This window comes from Nitrobacter sp. MLSD-S21 (assembly GCF_058809865.1).
Genome location: NZ_JBXASZ010000007.1, coordinates 1 through 21,345, shown reverse-complemented (window position 1 = coordinate 21,345; position 21,345 = coordinate 1). Strand labels below are relative to the sequence as shown.

Annotated in this window: 7 protein-coding genes; all 7 read left to right on the top strand. The window is 58.3% G+C overall.

Features of this window, described 5'->3' with window-relative positions:
* The first annotated feature begins 118 nt into the window (after positions 1–118).
* Entirely contained in the window at positions 119–916 is a 798-nt protein-coding gene (locus AC1RT6_RS16925; RefSeq protein ID WP_079447727.1) for a universal stress protein, read from the top strand.
* 445 nt (positions 917–1,361) lie between these two features.
* Positions 1,362–3,683 (top strand): TonB-dependent receptor, encoded by a 2,322-nt coding sequence (locus AC1RT6_RS16920; RefSeq protein ID WP_493029552.1) that lies wholly within the window; start codon positions 1,362–1,364, stop codon positions 3,681–3,683.
* Between the two features lie 1,015 nt (positions 3,684–4,698).
* On the top strand, positions 4,699–4,923 hold the full coding sequence (locus AC1RT6_RS16915) for an MbtH family protein (protein WP_079447725.1): 225 nt from the start codon (positions 4,699–4,701) through the stop codon (positions 4,921–4,923).
* Positions 4,924–4,943: 20 nt separating this feature from the next.
* Positions 4,944–5,699: a thioesterase II family protein gene (locus tag AC1RT6_RS16910; RefSeq protein ID WP_079447825.1), complete on the top strand. Its 756-nt coding sequence runs from the start codon at positions 4,944–4,946 to the stop codon at positions 5,697–5,699.
* Complete coding sequence (locus tag AC1RT6_RS16905; protein WP_079447724.1) at positions 5,668–6,636, top strand: TauD/TfdA family dioxygenase; 969 nt, start codon at positions 5,668–5,670, stop codon at positions 6,634–6,636. Before AC1RT6_RS16910 ends, AC1RT6_RS16905 begins: the two co-directional genes overlap by 32 nt.
* 63 nt (positions 6,637–6,699) lie before the next feature.
* On the top strand, positions 6,700–16,452 hold the full coding sequence (locus AC1RT6_RS16900; protein WP_493029551.1) for an amino acid adenylation domain-containing protein: 9,753 nt from the start codon (positions 6,700–6,702) through the stop codon (positions 16,450–16,452).
* 2 nt (positions 16,453–16,454) lie between these two features.
* Positions 16,455–21,345: amino acid adenylation domain-containing protein (locus tag AC1RT6_RS16895; protein WP_493029550.1), on the top strand; the 4,891-nt coding region annotated here is incomplete at its 3' end.

Genomic DNA, 21,345 nt, shown 5'->3' with positions numbered 1-21,345 from the left:
CTTTCGAAAGGGCGCCAGGTATCGCGCAAAAACCTTCGAAGGTTTGAAGCTTTGACCTTGCTTTGATGCTCGATATCATAATTCTGCGGGGGATGGTTCAGATTGGAGAGCGAATCGCATGCCTAAAGACATTATTCTTCATCTGGAGCGCGACCCCTCGCGGGATATCGCCCGTGATTTTGCTGCTTCGATAGCCGAACTTTTCTCCGCCCATTTGACGGCCGTTATATCTAACTTCGAAGCGAACATTCCCGCGGATGCTCTTGGCGATCTATTTGCCGAGAGTGAAGCAGAGGCGCGCGGTGCAATAGAGCGTTTTGAACTGGCTATGAAACGCGGCGAACTCTCAGCTGAATCGCGTCTCGTTTTAGGAACACCTCAGACGTTTTCAGAAGTGGCGCGGTGTTTTGATTTAAGTATCGTCATGCAATCCGATGATCACAAGGGCATCAATAACAGCATTCTAATTGAAACGACGCTCTTTGATTCCGGCCGGCCGCTTATTATCGTTCCCAGCAACCAGCGGGAAGTTCTGAAGCTTGAGAAGATCGTGTGCTGCTGGGATGGAAGTCGCACCGCGGCGCGTGCCATCAATGATGCATTGCCGTTTCTGAAAAAAGCCAATGCTGTTGAGCTGCTTATTGTTGAAGATGAAAAGACCGCGAATGAACAGGTTCTTCGAGGAACTGAAATCGGCCAGCATCTCGCTCGACACGATATCAAGGTCAACGTGAAAACGATACCGGCAGCCGATAGGGACGTCGCGAATGCCATTTTGTCGTATGTTGCTGGCGGTTCGACGAGCTTGCTCGTGATGGGCGGCTATGGACACTCTCGCCTGCGTGAATTTGTGTTCGGTGGCGTGACGCGCGGAATGCTCTCGGCAATGACCGTTCCCGTTTTCATGTCGCACTAAAGTGGGATCGGATACCTTGAGACTTGCTGTTGGCCTTCAATCACCACTCCGCTAAACTGGCTTTAATCCTGCGGCGCGAAGGCTTGCCTGTAGGAGGTGATTGAGGACCTCCCGTTAACAAGCTTATGCAAAAAGGGGCACCCCGCGGGGTGCCCCTTCCATTTGCGATGGTCCATTTGCGAATGGTCATTCAATCCGCCCAATTCTCGTCCTGCGCTCGTACGCTGAAGTGACTTCTCGTCTGCGGTCGCAATCTAAAATGCGTCAGTTGTGTCGAGCAGGAGCAATTCCGAACCGTGAGTCTGCACGCGTACCAAAGTGGAAGTAGTAGAAGGCTCCTCACAACTTTAGATAGTTTCTAGTTCCCGATCCTTTCGTCAGAATCGCTTCTTATGTTACGAGCCGCTGGGGTTTGGATTGCTTAGATAATTGGGGGACGGGGACCATGCGAGAACTTTCAGCCAAGACGATCGTGAGCATAGCGTCGCTGGGAGCGGTGAGCTATTTCGTCGTCTCGGTGGATTCATTCGGCGTCATTCAAGCCGCGCGCGCGCAGCAATCCAACTTGCCGCCTGTGACGATTGTCGCACCCAAGCCGAAAGCACAACAGTCGGCCAAGCGGTCACGAACCCGAACAGCCAGTCCCGTTCAGAGACGGGTGGCCGCACCCGCGCCACGCGAGACGGCGCCCGTCCCTTATGTGGTGCCTTCAACCGGTACGGTCGGCACCGTGCCGCCCGTCTATGCCGGTGGCCAAGTTGCGACTGGGGCAAGCCTAGGAATGCTCGGCAATCGCAGCGTGATGGATACGCCGTTCAATCAGACAAGCTATACTGCTGAACTCATTGAGAATCAGCAAGCGCGGACGATTCGCGACGTGCTTGCCAACGATCCTTCGGTCAGGGCTGTTCAACCAGCCGGTGGCGGCGCCGATGGTCTTTTTATCCGCGGTTTTTTCTATGACAGCGGCGATTACGGCCTGAACGGACTCTACGGAATCGCACCATACTATTCCACGAGGGCTAACTTCGTCGAGCGCGTCGAAGTCCTCAAGGGACCGAGCGCGCTGCTCAACGGCATGACCGTCGGCGGTACCGGCGTCGCGAGCGGCGGGGCGGTCGGCGGCGCCATCAATCTGATCAGCAAACATGCGACCGACGCTGACATCACGCGAATAACGGGAACTTATGTTTCCCAATCGCAGTTTGGAGCAAATGTCGATCTCGGCCGGCGATACGGCGAACACAAGGAGTGGGGCGTCAGGCTGAACAGCACTTACTCGAACGGAAATACGCCGTGGAATCGGCAGACGGACGAGTTTGGAAACGTGGTCCTCGGCGTTGATTATCGGGGCGAAAGGGTGCGCGCGGCTTTCGATGTCGGCTATCAGGCGGATAATCTGAGGCCGCCTCTGCGATTCTTCGGGATTGGTGCGGGAGTGACGTCCATTCCTAAGCCGCCGACACCTGGCCTCAACTTCCAGGTGCCATGGGCCTACTACGCGCCCACGGACTTCTTCACGACAGCACAGGGAGAGGTCGACCTAACCGACTGGATGACCGCCTATGCCGTGTTCGGTTATCACGACAGCAACATCAACTATCTCTATCCGTCACCCAACATCCAAAATAATGCAGGGAATCTCCTCGGGCTACCGGGTCGTGGCAAGGAGACGTTCGAGACCTTCGCGGGCACGACTGGTATCCGGGCGAACGTCGATACCGGACCTATTCATCACTTGATGAATATCAATTACTCGGTCAACGACCGGGGCTACGACCAGAACCTTCGCGCAGCGGGCCTAATTGCCTGGAACCTCTACACCGAACCGACCAACATACCACAGCCCACCAACTTCAATGGATTGGCTATCACTCAGAGGACCGGCGTGAGGCTATCGAGCATCGGCCTATCCGATACCATGTCGATGCTGAACGATCGGGTACAGTTCACGGTCGGCGCTCGTCACCAGACTGCCAGCACGGAGGTGACAAATTTCCTGGCGCCCGCTTCGAGTCGGCCGGAGACTAGCTCGTCAGTGTGGAGTCCGGCCTATGCAATTGTTGTCAAGCCGGTCGAGCACATCTCGCTCTATGCGAACTATATCCAAGGTCTGCAGACACCCGTCGTGGTGGCCGGTAATTTTACGAATGCCGGGACCGTGTTCCCGCCAACTCCAACCCAGCAAGCCGAGGGCGGTATTAAGTTCGATGCCGGCCGACTCACGGCAACGCTGAGTTATTTCGATATCAGCCAGCGGAGCATCATCACTCTCGGCGCAGTCGGAAATCAGACTCAGGAACTTAACGGCATGCAGCGTAACCGCGGCATGGAACTCAATGTATTCGGAGAGGTCACTCCCGCCATCCGCGTGCTCGGCGGCGCCGCGTTGATCGATGGTGTGCAGGAAAAGACTCAAGGCGGAATCAACGACGGCAAGAAAGCGATCGGTGTTCCTGTGGTCACCGCGAATATCGGAGCGGAATGGGATACGCCCTTCGTGCGCGGTCTCACCGTGACCGGCAGGGTCATCTATACGGGTGCGCAATACGTCAACGTCACAAATACGTTGACCATCCCCGACTGGACGCGGGTCGATCTGGGAGCGCGATACACCTTTATCTCGCCCTGGAACGGAAAACCGATTATTGTCCGGGGTATGGTCGAAAACGTCGCAAACCAGGCTTACTGGGCGTCGGCGTTTAGCGGGGTTATCACGCTTGCCGCTCCCCGGACCTACCTGGTGTCGACGACCTTCAATTTCTAGCGTCTTTACAGCTCACCACCGGGGTCTCAGCGTTTGATGCGCTGAGACGAAGGTCGAGCATGTGCGCGGCGTGGTGGCTACGTCGCCTTTACGGTGCATTCAATGCACGATCGGCTTCAGCCTTATTGATACCAGCTTGTTCTTCTTGGCGTTATCGGTTTGCCATCCGCCTAGATTGGATTCGTCTTCATGTACTGAAGACCTGATGTGCTGAAGACCTGATGTGTTGAAGACTTGGCGGTGAAGAATCGTCCGGCTGAATCAATTCGATTGCAGCGCGGTGATCCGCTTATCGTTGTGCGCCCTGTTCTGTGCAACGAACGATAACCAGCTCGAAAAATCTGAACTGGCCCCGGATGAAGAGGTGCGTGCGTCGGAGTCAGCGCGCGTCAGAAAAAGAAAACATTTCCGATAGCGCGCTTACGCGTCTCAAGCGGCTGAATATCGACAAGGTGCACCGCGTGAGTGGGCCGCCGTTTGATGCCGCTCGGTAGGCTTGAACGAAACACCGCTGTGCATCGAGCATGACCGCTCGACGATCTTTGCGACTCACGTTGCGAAGATCTGATTTAGGCTCCCGCTCTCTGCTTTGCCGTCTCAGTCTGCACGGTGATCGTCCGTGGCTCCATTTCTTAGTAGCTCTGTTTCTTAGTAGCTCTGTTCCTTGAATCCATCGGCGCTCAGATCGAAGATGATCGCTTTTCAAGTTAGATTTCGATCTCACGTTTGAAATCTCAGAACGACTACGTGAATGTGTAGATGTGACGATAGTGTGATAGGAACCATTTGCGATGCGCGTAATCATAATGTCAAAAGGTCGCTGCAGTTAGATTAAACTTCGCCTCATTGTTATCTTTTTCGCCACGATGTGATGGCGAAACCGAGTTCAGTGTGATGTTCGCTCATTAGTTTTGAGACATTAAAAAATGCTCTGGTAGATATTGCTTTGACCATCATCTGCTTCTGACTTAGTCAAACATTGTCGCTTTCGTTTTCTGAAAAAGGAGACTGGGCCATGATGGTGTTTGATAGAGACGATGTGACATTTGCAGTGGTCATCAATGATGAAGAGCAATATTCGATCTGGCCGATGTTCAAAGATGTTCCCAACGGCTGGAAAGAGGTAGGCAAGACCGGCAGCAAGAAGGAGTGCCTCGACTACATCGAAGAGGTGTGGATCGATATGCGCCCCTTGAGCTTGCGAAAATTCATGGACGAAGCACCGTCGCAATCAGCGTAGTGGCGGAGCCAAATCATCCTATGCGGCTTCTGTGTCTGCCTTACTCCGGCGGAAGCGCGATGTGCTATGCGCGCTGGCGCAGGCTTCTACCGTCATGGATCGATGTCTGGCCGGTCGAATGGCCTGGACGCGGCGCACGGATGGATGAAGCGCTGGCAACCAATCCTCACGAGCTAGCGTCACAACTCGCTAGCGAGCTAAGCGCGAACCTTGATGTTCCTTATGCAGTGTTCGGCCATAGCCTCGGCGCGATCATCGCATTTGAGCTGGTTCACAATCTGCTCGACCGCGGCGTTAGGGCGCCGGCCGTTCTCTTTGCGTCGGGTGCGGAGGCGCCGGCGGTTCGGGATGACAGCAAGTGGCGTCTTCCTTTGAATGACGAGGCGCTGCTGCAGGAGTTGCGCCAACTTCGGGGAACTCCTGACGAGGTGCTGTCGAATACCGAATTCATGAAATCGGCGCTGCCGGTGGTGCGCGCCGATTTCATGATGTGTGGTGCCTATGCTTACAGAATGCGGCCCCGCTTGCCTTGCTCCGTGCACGTTTTCGGCGGGACTGATGACGAGACAAGCAACGAGAACCTGCGGGCTTGGGAACAGGAAACTTCGGCGTCCTTCGGGCTCGATGTTTTGCCGGGGCATCACTTTTTTATTCACACGCGGCAGGCCGAGTTGATCGATTTGATCGAAGCGGTACTGGCGGAGCAATCAAAGCGATCGGTCGGTTTACAGCGGAGTGACGATGATGAGCGCATTCTCCATTCAGCCACTCATTGATGGTCGGAGTCTCCCTTTATTACTCAAGGCGGGAGACGTGGGACGACCACTGGATGAAGCGCTTCCTCTGTTGCGAGCTGTCATCGACAGACACCTGACTGATTGCGGCGGCATCGTGTTTCGCGATTTTTCCCTGGATGGTCCTGATGCGTTTCGCGTCTTCGCCGCTGGTTTCGGGCACCCTCTGCTCACATACGAGTTCGGTTCAACGCCGCGGTCGCAGGTTACTTCCGGCGTCTACACTTCTACTGAATACCCGCCTCACCAGCACATTCCGTTACATAACGAACAGGCCTACACGCGCGATTGGCCGATGAAGATATGGTTCTATTGCGTGCAGCCTGCACTGGAAGGCGGCGAGACGCCGATTGCTGATAGCCGCGCTATCTATAGCGACATGCCGACGGCCATTCGTGAGCGCTTTGCCGATAAGGGAGTGATGTATGTGCGCAATTACGGCAATGGTCTCGACGTCGATTGGCAAGATGTGTTCGGGACCGACTCCAGATCGGAAGTTGAAGCCTACTGCGCCGGTCATGATATCGAATGCGAATGGAAGGATGACGGCGAGCTTCGCACGCGCCAAGTCTGCCAGGGTACTGCGCGCCACCCGGTAACGGGAGAATGGGTCTGGTTCAATCAAGCGCATTTGTTTCACGTTTCAAATCTTGATTCGGAAGTGCGCGAAAGTCTGCTCGACGTGGTCGGCGACGAGATGCATCTGCCGCGTAACGCTTTCTACGGTGACGGTTCCAGGATTGAAGATGAAACGTTGTCGGTCGTTCGGGCCACGCTGGACAGGCACAAGATCAGCTTTCCATGGCAAGCAGGCGACGTCGTGATGCTCGACAACATGCTCACGGCTCATGCCCGGGCGCCATTCAAAGGGCCGCGCAAGGTCATTGTCGCGATGGCGGAAGCCAATCGGCAAAGCTGATTGTTTCCATTCGTTGCCACGAATGGTGGATTTTCGGACCGCAACCGACAGGGATTCGAGAAGATGTATAACGACAATCTTGTCGAACGATTGCGAGAACACGTCGCGCGCCGACCGGATAAGGCCGCGCTACGTTTTTTGGAACAGGATGACCTCGTCGAGGAGCTGACATTTGCAGAGCTCGACGTACGTATAAGGTCCGTTGCAGCGCGGTTGCAGCAGTTAGGCGGTGCCGGCGAGCGGGCGTTGATACTGCTGCCGAGCGGAATCAACTATGTCGTCGCTTTTTACGCCTGTCTGTATTCGGGTGTGGTCGCTGTTCCGGCGTATCCGCCTGAAGGAAGCTCGGAGCGCTATGCGGGACGCCTCAGTGGCATTTTGCGGGATGCGGCGCCTCGTTTCATTTTGTTGGAATCCGATCTCCGTTCTCTTGTTGAGACAGCATTTCCAGAACTAACAGATGTTCAGGTCATCGCAGTGGATTCAGTTTTGACTGAACCTGCCGATGAATGGCGCGAGACCAGGCTTGCTGCGGATGCCATCGCTTTCTTGCAGTATACGTCGGGATCGACATCGCAGCCCAAAGGCGTTTGCGTTTCGCATGCGAATCTTGCGGCCAACGAACGCGCCATGGAATCCGCCACAGGCGGAACGCTTGATGATGTCTTTGTAAGCTGGCTGCCACTATATCACGACATGGGGTTGATCGGCGGACTCTTGAGTCCATTGTTCACGGGCTTTACCTGCGTTCTGATGTCGCCGCGTAACTTTCTTGAACGGCCGCGGCGCTGGTTGGAAGCCATCGATCGTCACGGCGGGACAATTAGCGGCGGGCCTGATTTTGCTTACGCGCTGTGTACCGATCGCGTTTCTGATGAAACCATTGATCGTTTGAACCTGAGCCGATGGAAATTCGCATTCTCCGGATCGGAATTTGTTCGTCACACCACGCTGCAGAGGTTTGGTGACCGATTCGCGCGGGCTGGGTTCGATCGGCGTGCGTTAAACGCTTGTTATGGTCTGGCCGAGGCGACGCTGCTGGTAACAGCGAGTGACATCACGGCGGAGACTATCAGTTACACGCTTGACACCGCGAAGCTCGCCGCTGGCCTCGTTGCTTGCGCAGATAAAGGAACCGACCTCGTGGCATGCGGTCGACCGGCCGCCGATCACGCAACGCGCATCATGCGCGTGGACGGATCGGTCGCGGCTGGGGCGGACGAAGTCGGCGAAATTTGGGTGAGCGGCCCCAGCGTCACGCTCGGATACTGGAATAACCCGGATGCCACGCGTCAGGTTTTCGTGGAGCGAGACGGATTCCGTTGGCTGCGCACCGGCGATCTGGGTTTTATTCGTGATGGCGCATTGGTTGTGGCGGGCCGGCTCAAGGACGTCCTGATCGTGCGAGGACAGAACGTCTACCCGACAGATGTCGAGCAGGCGGTCGAGGCCGATGTGAATTCGGTTCGTAGAGGAAGGGTTGCTGCTTTCGCAGTGGAAGCGGAAGGACGGGAAGGTATCGGGGTGGCGGCCGAATTCAGCCGTGCCGTTCTCAAGAGCGAAAATCCTGAAGCGCTCGCGGACGCGATCGGGCAGGCTGTGCTTCGGCAGGCGCAGGAATATCCGGCCGTAATCGTTCTGTTGAATCCGCGGGCCATGCCGCTGACGACCAGCGGCAAGTTGCAGCGTTCAGCCTGCGCGGCGCGGCTGGCCAACGACACGCTTGATAGCTTTATGGTGTTCGAGAAGGGACGCCGCCGCGATAGCACGACGTTGACGCCGCCCGTGACTGACACCGAGCGCGCCGTGTCCTTAATCTGGTGCGATGCGCTCGGCCTAAGGGCTGTGCATTGCGAAGATGATTTCTTCTTCCTGGGTGGAAACTCCATTACGGCTGGTCAGGTTGCTTCTGCGATCCGAGAACGTTTCGGCTTGGAATTGGAGCTGCGCAGTTTCTTTGACGCGCCGACGCTTGCTGCTTTCGCAAGTCATATCGACAGTCTGGCGCGGACTGGCGTCCGGCCTCCGCTGCCGTCGATTCCCAAGGCTGCTGCGGCGGATCGTGCGACGTTGTCGCATGCGCAGGAGCGATTGTGGTTCCTGTGGAATATGGATCCGGTTGGGACGGCGTATACGGTTGCAAGCGCGATCAGACTGAAGGGAGGCCTCGATCATGCTGCCCTGACGGGCGCGATCGATCAGATCGTTTGTCGCCACGAGGCGCTGCGCACCACCTTTGTCGCGATTGAGGGTCGGGCAACGCAAGTCGTTCACGATTCAATGGGCGTTGATATCAGGCATGAGGATCTCCGCGCCTACCCGGCGAACGCTCGCGACGCACATGCAGCGGAGATAAGACGATCCGAACTCGCCAAGCCGTTCGATCTCGCGAACGGACCGCTATTGCGGACCGTGTTGCTTCAACTCGCGGATGACGCACACGAACTTCTGCTGCTTTCTCATCATATTATCGTCGACGGCTGGTCGCTGGATGTCTTGCTTCAAGAGCTGTCCAGTCTCTATCGCGGTGCTCTCGGGCAGAAGGCGGACCTGCCGCCGGTGCCGGCGGTACAGTATGCCGATTTTGCTATCTGGCAACGAAACTGGCTAGCGGAAGGTGAGGGCGATCGGCAACTCAGATATTGGCGTACGAAACTGGGTGACGAGCATCCGGTGTTGGCCTTGCCGCACGACCGCCCGCGACCGGTAACGCAAAGTCATGGCGGGGACACGGTCGGCTTTGCGATCGACGGTGTGCTGGCGGCGCGGCTTCAAAAGGTTGCCGCAGAGCATCGCGTAAGCGTCTTCATGCTGATTCTCGCCGCCTATCAAGCGCTGCTCTATCGCTATTGCGGACAGAGCGATTTACGGATCGGCGTGCCGATCGCTGGACGGCAGCAAGCGCAACTCGAACGCCTGATTGGATGCTTCGTCAACACGCTGGTGCTGCGTGCGAAGATTGTCGATGACGCAAGCTTCACGAGCTTTCTCCAACAGGTCAAAGAAACGGTAATTGAGGCGCTGTCGCACCAGGATCTGCCCTTTGAAATGCTGGTCGATGGCCTGCGTCCTGAACGTAACGGCAGCCACAACCCGCTGTTTCAGGCTAAGTTCAATTATATGACGGCCTCGCGCGGATTCGACGGCGTTGATGGACTCGCGGCCGATATCGACATCATGGACCTCGCAGGCTCTCATTTCGATCTTGCGCTCGATGTGGTCGATAGCCTGTCCGGCATGAAGGCAACGTTCAACTACGCGACCGATCTTTTCGATCGACCGACGATCGAGCGATTTGCAGCGCAGTTTTGTTTGATGCTGCGTCAGATCGTTGATGACGCAGAGCGGCGGATATCGGACTTCGTCATTGACGATGCGGGTCGGCAGGTGGTGGCGACACAGTCCGCGACGTTTGAATTTAACGATGTGGTGAGCCTCCATCGTGCCTCGACGCTCGGAAAAAGGGCCGTAGTTGCGGTTCGATACGGCGACGAGACGCTGACGTTCGCCGATCTTGAGCAAAGATCGAACCGGATTGCGAATATGCTGATCGCTCGCGGCGTGACACGCGAAGTGGCGGTCGCGCTGTGGATGGAACGCACGCCGTCCTTCGTTGTCGCGCTGCTGGGCGTGCTGAAGGCTGGCGCCGCTTACGTGCCGCTTGATCCCAAGTGGCCGCTGGAACGCATCAAGCGCATTCTGGATGATGGGCGTATCGAAATTCTGCTTGCGACCACGGAGAATCTGACAAATTCGCACGCGCTCGACTGTGTTGTGATCGATGCAAATGCTGAGGCGACGAACGAAGAAATATCGGACGGTCCGCCGGAAACGGTGATCCATCCGGCACAAACCGCCTATGTCATCTATACGTCCGGGTCGACTGGAACGCCGAAGGGCGTCGCGGTCTCGCATGGCGCGCTTGCCAACTATGTGCAGGCTCTTTTGCAAAGGTTGCAGCCGCAATCGTCAGCCAGCATGGCGATGGTCTCGACCGTGGCAGCCGATCTCGGACATACGGTGCTGTTCGGCGCGCTTGCGTCCGGCACGACGCTAAATCTCCTGTCTTCTGAGGCCGTGCTCGATGCGGACGCATTCGCGCGAGCCATGGAAGAGGGGAAGGTTGGAGTCCTTAAGATCGTGCCAAGCCATCTGCGCGGTTTGCTGCAGGCACGGCGCTCAGCCGATCTGCTGCCGTGTGAAACACTCATTCTGGGCGGAGAAGCCTGCGACGCGGCGCTGCTCGATGAGGTCCGCCGCTTGCGGCCGCATTGCCGAATTATCAATCACTACGGGCCGACCGAGGCGACCGTCGGCGCAGCGATTCATGAATGCGGGTCGGAGCATAAAAACGGGTCGGTTCCGATTGGCTTGCCGCTCGCCAATCTGCGCGTTCATGTTCTTGATAATGCACTCAATGAAGTTCCGATTGGGGTGGCGGGCGAACTCTATATCGGAGGTGCGGGCGTGGCGCGAGGTTATCGCGGTTCCGCTGGCTTGACCGCAGAACGATTTGTGCCGGACCCGTTCGGTGCGGCCGGAGACCGGCTTTATCGGACGGGTGATCGCGTCCGCTGTGACCAGGCGGGCCGGCTGATCTTTATCGGCCGCAACGATGATCAGATCAAGCTGCGCGGTTACCGCATCGAGCCTGACGAAGTCGGACGCGCCATCAAGGCCCTGCCGGGAATCAATGACGCCGTTGTTATCGCCCGCAGCATCGATGCGAAGGTGGGCCGGCAGGAGCTCGTTGCTTATTGCGTGCCCGGCGACGGCATGACTCTGGAAGCGGAGGCGATCAAACGCCAGCTTTCGGCGTTCGTGCCCGACTATATGGTGCCGTCCCATATAGTGGTGTTGGAGCGGCTGCCGCTGACGCCCAACGGCAAAATCGACCGCAAGGCCTTGCCGGAGTCGGCTGGAGGTGTCGCCGCCTCGAACTATGTCGCGCCTGCGGGAGATACCGAGACGACGATCGCGGCAGTCTGGTGTGAAGTCATCGGGCGCGAGCGCGTCGGTCGCAATGACAATTTCTTTGAGCTTGGTGGCGATTCCATTCTAAGCCTGCAGATCGTTGCCCGTTTGCGCAAGCGGGGCATCCGCCTGACGCCCAAGCAAATCTTCAGTCAGCAAACGATAGCCGGCCTCGCCGCGGTCGCGATTCTCACAACGGCATCTGCTCCCGAGAAGGAGAGGTCCGGCTCGCGGACTGGCAGCGATCCGGCACCTTGCATGTCTCATCTGTTGCCGATCCAAACTCGTTTTTTCACCGAGGAGATTGAAAACCGGAATCATTGGAATCAGGCTGTGCTGTTGATTCCGCAGGGGCGGATGGATTGGGAGATGTTGCGGCGGGCCTTGATCACGGTCGTGGAGCACCACGACGCGTTGCGCTTGCGGTTCAAGCAGGTGGATGGCGCGTGGCGGGCGCAGAAGGACGTCTCACCGACGCCGTCGGACTTATTATGGACACATGCCGGTGTCGGCGACGCCATACAGGTGACCGCGCTTGCTTCCGCCGCGCAAAGGAGCCTGTCGTTGTCGTCAGGTCCTCTATTGCGCGCAGTCGGCATGGATCTTGCCGATGGCAGCCAGCGGCTTCTGCTCGCGATCCATCATCTGGTGGTCGACGGTGTATCCTGGCGAATCCTTCTGGAAGACTTGGCTTCAGCTTATGAGCAGATGGAGAAGGGCGGTGCTCTCGAACTCGCGCCGAAGAGCGACTCTTATGCATCTTGGGGTGAACGTCTGCACACCTACGCGGCCAGCGCGGAAATAGCTTCCGAATTGCCCGTGTGGCTCGACTGTGAGGCGAACTCAAATCTTCCTTGCGATGACAATCATGGTGGTGTCGATCTTGTCGGGGACAGCGCGGAAGTATCTCTGGTTCTCGATCCCGAATTGACATCGAGGTTGTTAGAGGAAGCGCCCGCCGCCTATCGGACGCAGGTCAACGATCTGATGCTGGCGGGCCTGGCCAGAGCTGTCTCGCGCTGGAGCGGATGTGACGATGTGACGGTCGAGCTTGAAGGCCACGGTCGCGAAGACATCTTCCCCGGCGCAGATATTTCGCGCACGGTGGGATGGTTCACCACGGCATTTCCGGTGCGGCTGCAAGGTGGAGATGATGACGCTTCGCTAATCAAAGCGGTTAAGGAGAAGCTTCGCGCTATCCCAAACCATGGACTTGGCTATGGCGTGTTGCGCTATCTCGGCTCTGAGGAGCAGCGCCGCGCCTTGAAGCGAATGGCGGAGCCGCAGATCGTTTTCAACTATCTCGGCCGCTTCGATGCCAGCGTGGGCGAATCCTCGCGCTTTTTGTTTGCTCCCGAGATAGCGGGTTCGTCTCGCTGCGCTTCAGGTCCCATGCGCGGTTGGCTGGTTATCAACGGGCTGGTGCGTGATGGCCGGCTACGATTGTCCCTTGAATATGGCAGAAAGCGCTTTCAGCGCGCGACGATCGAACGATTGGCGGAGCTCTACGAGACAGCGCTGCGGGAATTGGTAACCCATTGCTGCAGCGGCGCGTTCGGTCTCACCCCGTCGGATGTCGCGTTGTCCGGACTGCGCCAGTCCGATCTCGACCGGTTTGCGCTGGATGCACGCAACATCCAAGACATCTATCCGCTCTCGCCGATGCAGCAGGGCATGCTGTTCCACGCTCTCCGCGATGGCGGCAATGATGCCTACGTGAACCAGATAGGGATTGAACTGCTCGGCTTTGATGCCGGCAAGCTCCGGATGGCGTGGCAAGCGGTGAGCGACCGGCACGCCGCGTTACGAACTGGCTTTGTGTGGCAGGATCTTTCGGGCGCTACGCAGCAGGTGGTGTATCGTCATGTAGCGGTACCTTTCGTTGAAGAGGACTGGCGACAGCGAGCAGCGGTGCTCGAACGCGACGACAAGCGTGCGGAGCTTGAAACCGCGCTCGCCGAAATATCCCGACGGGAATACGAGAAGGGGTTCGACCTCGCGCAAGTTCCGTTGCAGCGCGTGCGGTTGATTCACCTGGACGAAAAGCGTCATTGGCTCATCTGGACTCATCACCACATTCTTGCCGATGGTTGGAGTTCGGCGCGTTTGGTGGCCGAGGTCCTGCAGCATGTGAGAGAAGGCGTTCTGCCGACGGCGCAGGGTAGCTATCGCGATTACATCGCGTGGCTTCAGAATCGTGATTCCGCGAGCGCCGAGAAGTTCTGGCGCGACACGTTGGCCGAGCTCGAAACGCCCACTCTGCTGGCGAATACGATGGTCACCAACAAGGCATCGGAAGCTCGGGGACACGCGAGCATTGTGCTTGCTGTGAATGCCGAATTGACCTGGTCACTGAAGTCGCTTGCGAAGCGCGAGCGAGTGACTCTCAATACGGTCATTCAGGCTGCATGGGCGCAGTTGTTGCGGCGTCTTTCTGGACAGTTCGCGGTCTGTTTTGGCGTGACCGTATCCGGCCGTCCGGAAGAACTGCACGGATCCGAAGAGACGGTTGGCCTGTTTATCAACACGCTGCCGATCGTCGATGCACCGAGCCCGCAAACAAAGGTGGGTGATTGGTTGCGTCGGCTGCAGGAGCAGAACCTCGTCTTGCGCGAGCATGGCTGGACGCCACTCTATGAGATCCAGCGCTTCGCGGGTCACGGCGGGCAAACACTGTTCGACAACATCCTGGTGTTCGAGAACTACCCGATCGATGAGGGCTTGCAGCAGGCCGGAGGGAGTGGCCCGCGCCTGGGGCGGGTGGATCATGTCACCCCCACTAACTTTGCGCTGGCGGTTGCCGTGTTCGCAGGGAACGACCGGCTCAATCTCGAATTCAACTACGATCTGGCCCGATTCGATGAGGCATCCATCCAGCGTCTTCGTGACATGCTGCGTGGATTACTCGAGCAAATCGCGTTCGATGCAGGCAGTCCCCTCGGAAGGCTTGGATCGGCGGTTTCCGATGAAGCGCGGGTGTTCAACTGGAGCAATGCAGCGCAGTTGGCGTCGCCCGCTTCCTCTATCGGCGTCGTCGCGCATATAGAGGCGCAGGCGGCACGGGCGCGCTCTTCCGTCGCCGTCATCTGGCGCGATCGGCGCCTCAGCTATGGTGAGTTGAACACCAGAGCTAACCAGCTTGCCAGGCAACTTCGTGGGCAGGGTATCGGGCCGGATTGCCTCGTTGGTATCGCCTTGGCGCGCAGCCCGGAGATGATGGTCGCGCTGCTTGCAGTCCTGAAGGCAGGGGCTGCCTATCTGCCGCTCGATCCGGATTATCCGGCCGAGCGACTCGTCCACATGCTGCGCGACAGCGGGACGCGGCTCATACTGACAGAAAGCGAACAGCTTAAGTCGCTTTCGTCGGTGCTGGACCAGATCGCTGTCGAGACTTTCTGCATCGATAGGCCATCGCTCTTTGCCGGGGAGGATGCTGGGAATCTGAATATCGAAATTCATCCGGATAGTTTGGCCTATGTGATCTACACATCAGGATCGACGGGTACGCCGAAGGGGGTGGCTGTCGCGCATGGGCCGCTCGCCATGCATTGCGAAGCGATTAGCCGACTCTACCGCATGACGTCGCGGGATCGGGAATTTCAGACGGCGTCTATCAATTTCGACATCGCCCACGAGCGGTGGCTGGTGCCATTGATGTCGGGTGGGTCGCTGGTTCTGCCGTCCCGGCCGGGCTTGCTGGTCGACGATCTCGTTCACGAGATCGAGCGAAGCTCGGTCACGACGATATTTTTGCCGCCCGCCTATGCGGATCAGTTGAGCGCGGCATTGCGGCAGAGTGGGCGGAAGCTATCGATCAGGGCCTGCATCGTCGGTGGCGAAGCTTGGTTGGACACCGGGATCAAGGCGGTTCGTGAAGTCATCGACACCGATCTTCTGATCAATGCTTATGGTCCGACTGAGACAGTGATCGCGCCGACTGCTTGGGTCGTCGACGACGCAAAGTTAAAGCCCAGGCAGGCTGCCCCGATCGGACGGCCTGTCGGTACCAGAACCGCCTACATTCTTGATGCCGACCTGAACGTCGTTCCAGCCGGAGTTACGGGCGAGCTGTTCATCGGCGGTGCCGGACTGGCTCGTGGCTATTTGAACCGTAGCGCGATGACTGCGGAACGGTTTATTCCAGATCCCTTCTGCGCGAACGGCGACCGCCTCTACCGGACCGGCGATCTTGCGCGATGGCGCGACGACGGGGTGATCGACTATGTCGGTCGAGCCGACCTGCAGGTTAAAATCCGCGGCTTCCGTATCGAATTGGGGGAGATCGAGGCGCGCCTGATCGAGCAGCGCGGTGTGCGCGCGGCGGCCGTGGTAGCGCGCGAGAGCAAGACGGGACGCCATTTGGTCGCCTATGTGAGTGGCGATGCGGCGCTGGACGGTGCAGCATTACGCGACGCGTTGGCCGCCGTGCTACCTGACTACATGGTGCCGGCGACGATCGTCGTGCTCGAGAAATTGCCGCTCACGCTCAATGGCAAGATCGATCGGCAGGCATTGCCCGCGCCGCACGAGGACATGCTGGCGTGCCGTCGCTATGAGGCCCCCGAGGACGACGTCGAAATCGCGCTGGCGAGGATTTGGTCCGAAATACTTGGCGTCGAGAGGGTCGGGCGTAACGACCACTTCTTCGAGCTCGGCGGACATTCGCTGCTTGCCGTGCGGGTGCTGAGTCTGGTGTCGCAAGAGATCGGCGTCTCTATACCGATCTCGGATCTTTTCGCGCATCCTGATCTCGCCTCGTTCGCGCGCGTCGTGTCGATCAGTTTGATCGAGCAGGAGTTCGATGCCGAAGAACTTCGGGAGCTGATCGCGGCGGAGCAGTGAGCATGGTTGATATGGCAAAACCGGATTTACGCGATTTAAATCTTGCGCAGGTGAGGAAGCTTGTATCGCGGGCCAGGGAGCGCGGTCGTAATGTTGGTGAGAATTCAACGACGATTCCGGCGGCGCCGCGGAACCGGCCGCTCGAACTTTCCTTTGCACAGCAGAGACTTTGGTTGCTGGCGCAGCTCGATGGCGCCAATTCCAACTATCACATTCGCGGCGCAGTAAGTCTTTCCGGCGAGCTCGACGCCGACGCGTGGCGTCAAAGCCTCGATCGACTGTTTGCGCGCCACGAAGCGCTGCGCAGCGTCTTTCGCGTGGTTGATGAGCAGCCGTGCGTCGAACTGTTGCCGTCTGACGTACATGTTCCGTTGCTCGAACATGATCTGTGCGGCTGCGACAACGTCGAACAGGAACTCGCGCGCTTGTGCCGCGAGGAGTCTGCTACGCCCTTCGATCTTGCGGCTGGGCCGCTGATCCGCTGCCGTTTGATCCGAACAGCGGAAAGAACGCATCTCTTCCTGCTCACGCAGCATCACATCATATCCGACGGCTGGTCGATGAGTATATTCGTGCGTGAGCTCTGCACTCTTTACCGGGCGTTGACAGCCGGTACAGCCGATCCACTACCTCCCCTTGAAATTCAGTATTCAGACTACGCTGCATGGCAGCGGCAGTGGTTGACGGGAGATCGATTGGACGGGCAGGTCAACTACTGGCGGCAGGCGCTTGCTGGCGCGCCTGCGGCGATCGAGCTGCCAACCGATCGACCGCGATCTCTGGAAAAGTCTTTCGCTGGCGCCACGCTGCCAGTCGAGTTCGATCGTGATCTCACGCTAGCTATCAGACGACTCGGCCAGCGGCACGGCACAACTGCATTCATGATCGTGCTCGCGGCGTGGGCAGCCGTATTGTCAAGGCTTTCCGGCAAGACCGATCTCGTGATCGGAACGCCGATAGCCAATCGCAACAGGCGCGAGATCGAGGGTCTGATCGGTTTTTTCGTCAATATGCTTGCGATCCGCGTGGATCTTTCAGGAGAACCCGACGTCGCCGAGTTACTGGGGCGTGTGCGCGCGGCAGCGCTCGCGGCTCAGGACCACCAGGACCTTCCCTTCGAGCAGCTCGTCGAGATCATTCAGCCTCCCCGGCGGCTGGAGCATCCGCCGGTGTTCCAGGTGGTGTTGGCTTGGCAGAACAACGCAGCGCCAGTTCTCGAACTGCCCGGCCTCAAGGCAGAGATCGTCGATATCCCGCTGCAGCAGATCAAGTTCGATCTTGAGCTCGATCTTGGCGAGACGGAGGACCGCATCGCCGGAACCCTAAATTATGCAACGGCGCTGTTTAACGAAGCGACGATCAGGCGACACCGGGATTATCTGTTGGCCTTGCTACGTGTCATGGTCAAAGACGCCGATCGAATTGTAGACCGTATCGATATCATCGGCGACGAGGAACGGAAGCTTGTTCTGGAAACATGGAACAGGACGGCCGCGCCATTCCCGTCCGAACGCTGCATCCACGAACTGTTCACGGATCAGGTTCGCTGCGCGCCCGAAGCGATGGCGATGGTTCACGATGGTATTCAGCTAAGTTATGGCGAACTTGATGCGAGAGCCAATCAGCTTGCAAGGCATTTGATTGCGTCCGGCGTCGGTCCGGATCAACTGGTCGCAATCTGTTTGCCACGCGGTATCGGGATGATTGTGAGCCTGCTTGGGGTCCTCAAGGCAGGGGGCGCTTATCTACCGCTCGACCCGGTCTATCCGGCGGAGCGATTGCGACAGATCGTGCAGGATGCAAAGCCGAAACTGTTGATCGCCGATCACGGTGGATGTGCGATCTTTGTGGATGCTGCGTGTGAGATTCTGGATCTGGAGGCGAGCGCTTCGACTATTGCAGGACTGGCGTCGTCCGCTCCGGACGTCACAGGGCTCACGTCAAGGCATCTCGCCTATATCATCTACACCTCCGGCTCGACCGGAAAGCCAAAGGGTGTGATGGTCGAGCACCGCGGCGTGGTGAATCTGGCGTTGACGCAGCAGGAGATGTACGCGGTCACCCCGCGCAGCCGCATTGCGCAATTTGCCTCATTCAGCTTCGACGCTAGTGTCTGGGAAATCGTCATGGCGCTGTGCTCGGGAGCCGCGCTGTTTCTTGTTGGCCAGCGCGAATATCAGAACACGTCCGACCTGATTGACTACCTCGTCGACAATGCGATTACGCATGCCGGCTTGCCGCCGGCAATGCTGCAAGGACGCACCGATCTTGACCGGCTGGCGACGCTGAAGGTGCTGGTACTCGCGGGTGAATCACCAAAGGCCGAACTGATCAAGAACCTGCCTTCAAACGTTGCTGTCTTCAACGGCTACGGGCCGACGGAAGTAACGGTTTGCGCGACCACCTGGCTGCGGCCAGCGGACTTTGACGATGATGCGATTCCCATCGGCCGTCCCATTCCAAATCAGCGTGTATATCTGCTGGACAGGTTCGGTGCGCCCGTTCCGCTCGGGGCGACCGGCGAGATCTATGTCGGTGGGGCAGGAATCGCCCGCGGTTACCTCAATCGCACTGAGTTGACAGAGGAGCGCTTCAAGCGCGATCCGTTCGCCGGCGACGCAAACGCGCGGATGTACCGCACCGGCGATCTCGGACGTTATCTGCCGGATGGCAATCTCGAGTTCCTCGGCCGCAACGATCATCAGGTCAAGATTCGCGGCTTCCGCATCGAACTGGGCGAGATCGAGTTTCGCCTGAACGAGCACCCGTCCGTATCCGACTCAGTGGTGCTTGTGCGTCACGATCATAGTGGTGATCCACGGCTGATCGCTTACGTTGCGCTGGGCGAGCACGCCGGTACGATACCCGATGCGGGTGAATTTGCGGCTGCGATGCGCAGCCATCTCCGCGCGCTCTTGCCGGACTATATGGTGCCGTCGGCCTTCGTGCGCCTGGACGCCTTGCCGCTCACCCCGAATGGCAAGGTCGACCGCAAGGTATTGCCGGCTCCGGAAGACGATGCCTTTGCAAGGCGCAGCTTCGAGCCGCCACGAGGGGAAACTGAGGAGGTCGTCGCCGGGATCTGGACAGAGTTGTTGGGCGTCGACCGGATTGGACGAAACGATCATTTCTTTGAACTGGGCGGTCACTCGCTCCTTGCAGTCCGCTTGCTGGAGCGGTTGCGGCGTCATTCGCTCGTTGCCGATGTGCGTATGCTATTCGCTAAGCCCGTGCTGGCTGAATTCGCCGCCGGCCTCAAAGTCGCTGCAGACGCAAATATTCCGGCCAATCGGATCACGCCTCAGACAACGAGGATCACACGCGAATTGCTGCCGCTGATCGCGTTGACGGAATCGGACATTGACCGCATCGTTGCGGGGGTGCCCGGCGGCATTGCAAATATTCAGGACATCTATGCGCTGTCGCCGCTCCAGGACGGCATCCTATTTCACCATCTGCTGGCGAAGGAAGGCGATCCCTATCTGCTGGTCGGCCAAATGGCGTTCGAAAGCCGCGATTTGCTCGGCCGCTATCTCGCCGCCGTTCAGCAGGTTATCGATCGTCACGATATTCTACGTACATCCATTGTATGGGACGGATTGTCCGCGCCTGCGCAAGTGGTCTGGCGAAAGGCTGCCGTGGCTGTCAGAGAGGTCGTCCTCGATGGCGAAGACCCTGCGCAAGAGCAGCTCGCGCGACGCTTCGATCCGCGCCGCCATAGGATCGAACTTGGTCAGGCACCGCTGCTAAGATTTGCGATCGCGCGCGATCCCGCCACCGGACGCTGGCTACTTTTGGCGCTGCTGCATCATCTGATCGGCGATCACTCAACGCTGGAGGTGATGCACGATGAAGTCCGTAAGATATTATCCGGACGCGGCTATGAGCTTTCAGCGCCGCATCCGTTCCGAAACCTGGTAGCGCAGTCACGCAAGTCCTTGGCGACCGCAGAGCACGAGCGCTTTTTCCGGAGCATGCTGGCCGACATCGATGAGCCGACCACGCCGTTCTGCCTGGACCGGGTGCACGGTGATGGCGGCGGCATAAAGGAAGTCAGACGGATGCTGCCCGCGTCACTTAACGCGGAGCTTCGCGCATTGGCGCGGCGCATGGGTGTGAGCCTTGCCAGCCTGTGTCACCTGGCGTGGGGACAAGTGGTGGCACGGAGCAGCGGGCGCGAACAGATCGTATTCGGCACCGTTCTGTCCGGGCGCCTGCACGGTGGTGACGCTAGTGATCGCAGCATGGGTTTGTTCATCAATACCTTGCCGTTGCGGCTCAATCTCGATGGCACGCCAGTCGAGGATAGCGTTCGCCAGACCCATGACCGGCTGACCGAACTGATGGCGCATGAACATGCTTCGCTGAGACTGGCGCAACGATGCAGTGGTGTCGCCGCGCCGGCGCCGCTGTTCAGCTCGATTCTGAACTATCGGCACAATGCGATGGCGGAGGCTTCATCCTCAGATCAGGGTGGCACCGGAATACAGGGCATCGAGTGGCTCGGCGGTGAGGAGCGGACAAACTATCCCTTGATGATCGCGGTCGAGGATTATGGTCGGGCGCTTGGTGTGACCGTTCAGGTGGTTCGCCCGCTCTCGGCCGATCGCATCTGCGGTTTGATGCAGCATGCGCTCGATCAGCTGGCTAGAACATTAGAGCATTCACCTCGCTCGCCAGTTCGACAATTGGATATTCTTCCTTCCGAAGAACGTCAGCGGTTGCTGCAGACATGGAATCGGACGCAGGCGCGGTATCCACGAGATCGCTCAGTCGTCCATCAATTTGAATTTTATGTTTCGCGGTCGCCGGGTTCGATCGCGCTGGTGTTTGGGGACGAGGCGCTGAGCTATGGAGAGCTGAACGCGCGGGCGAACCGGTTGGCGTGGCGGC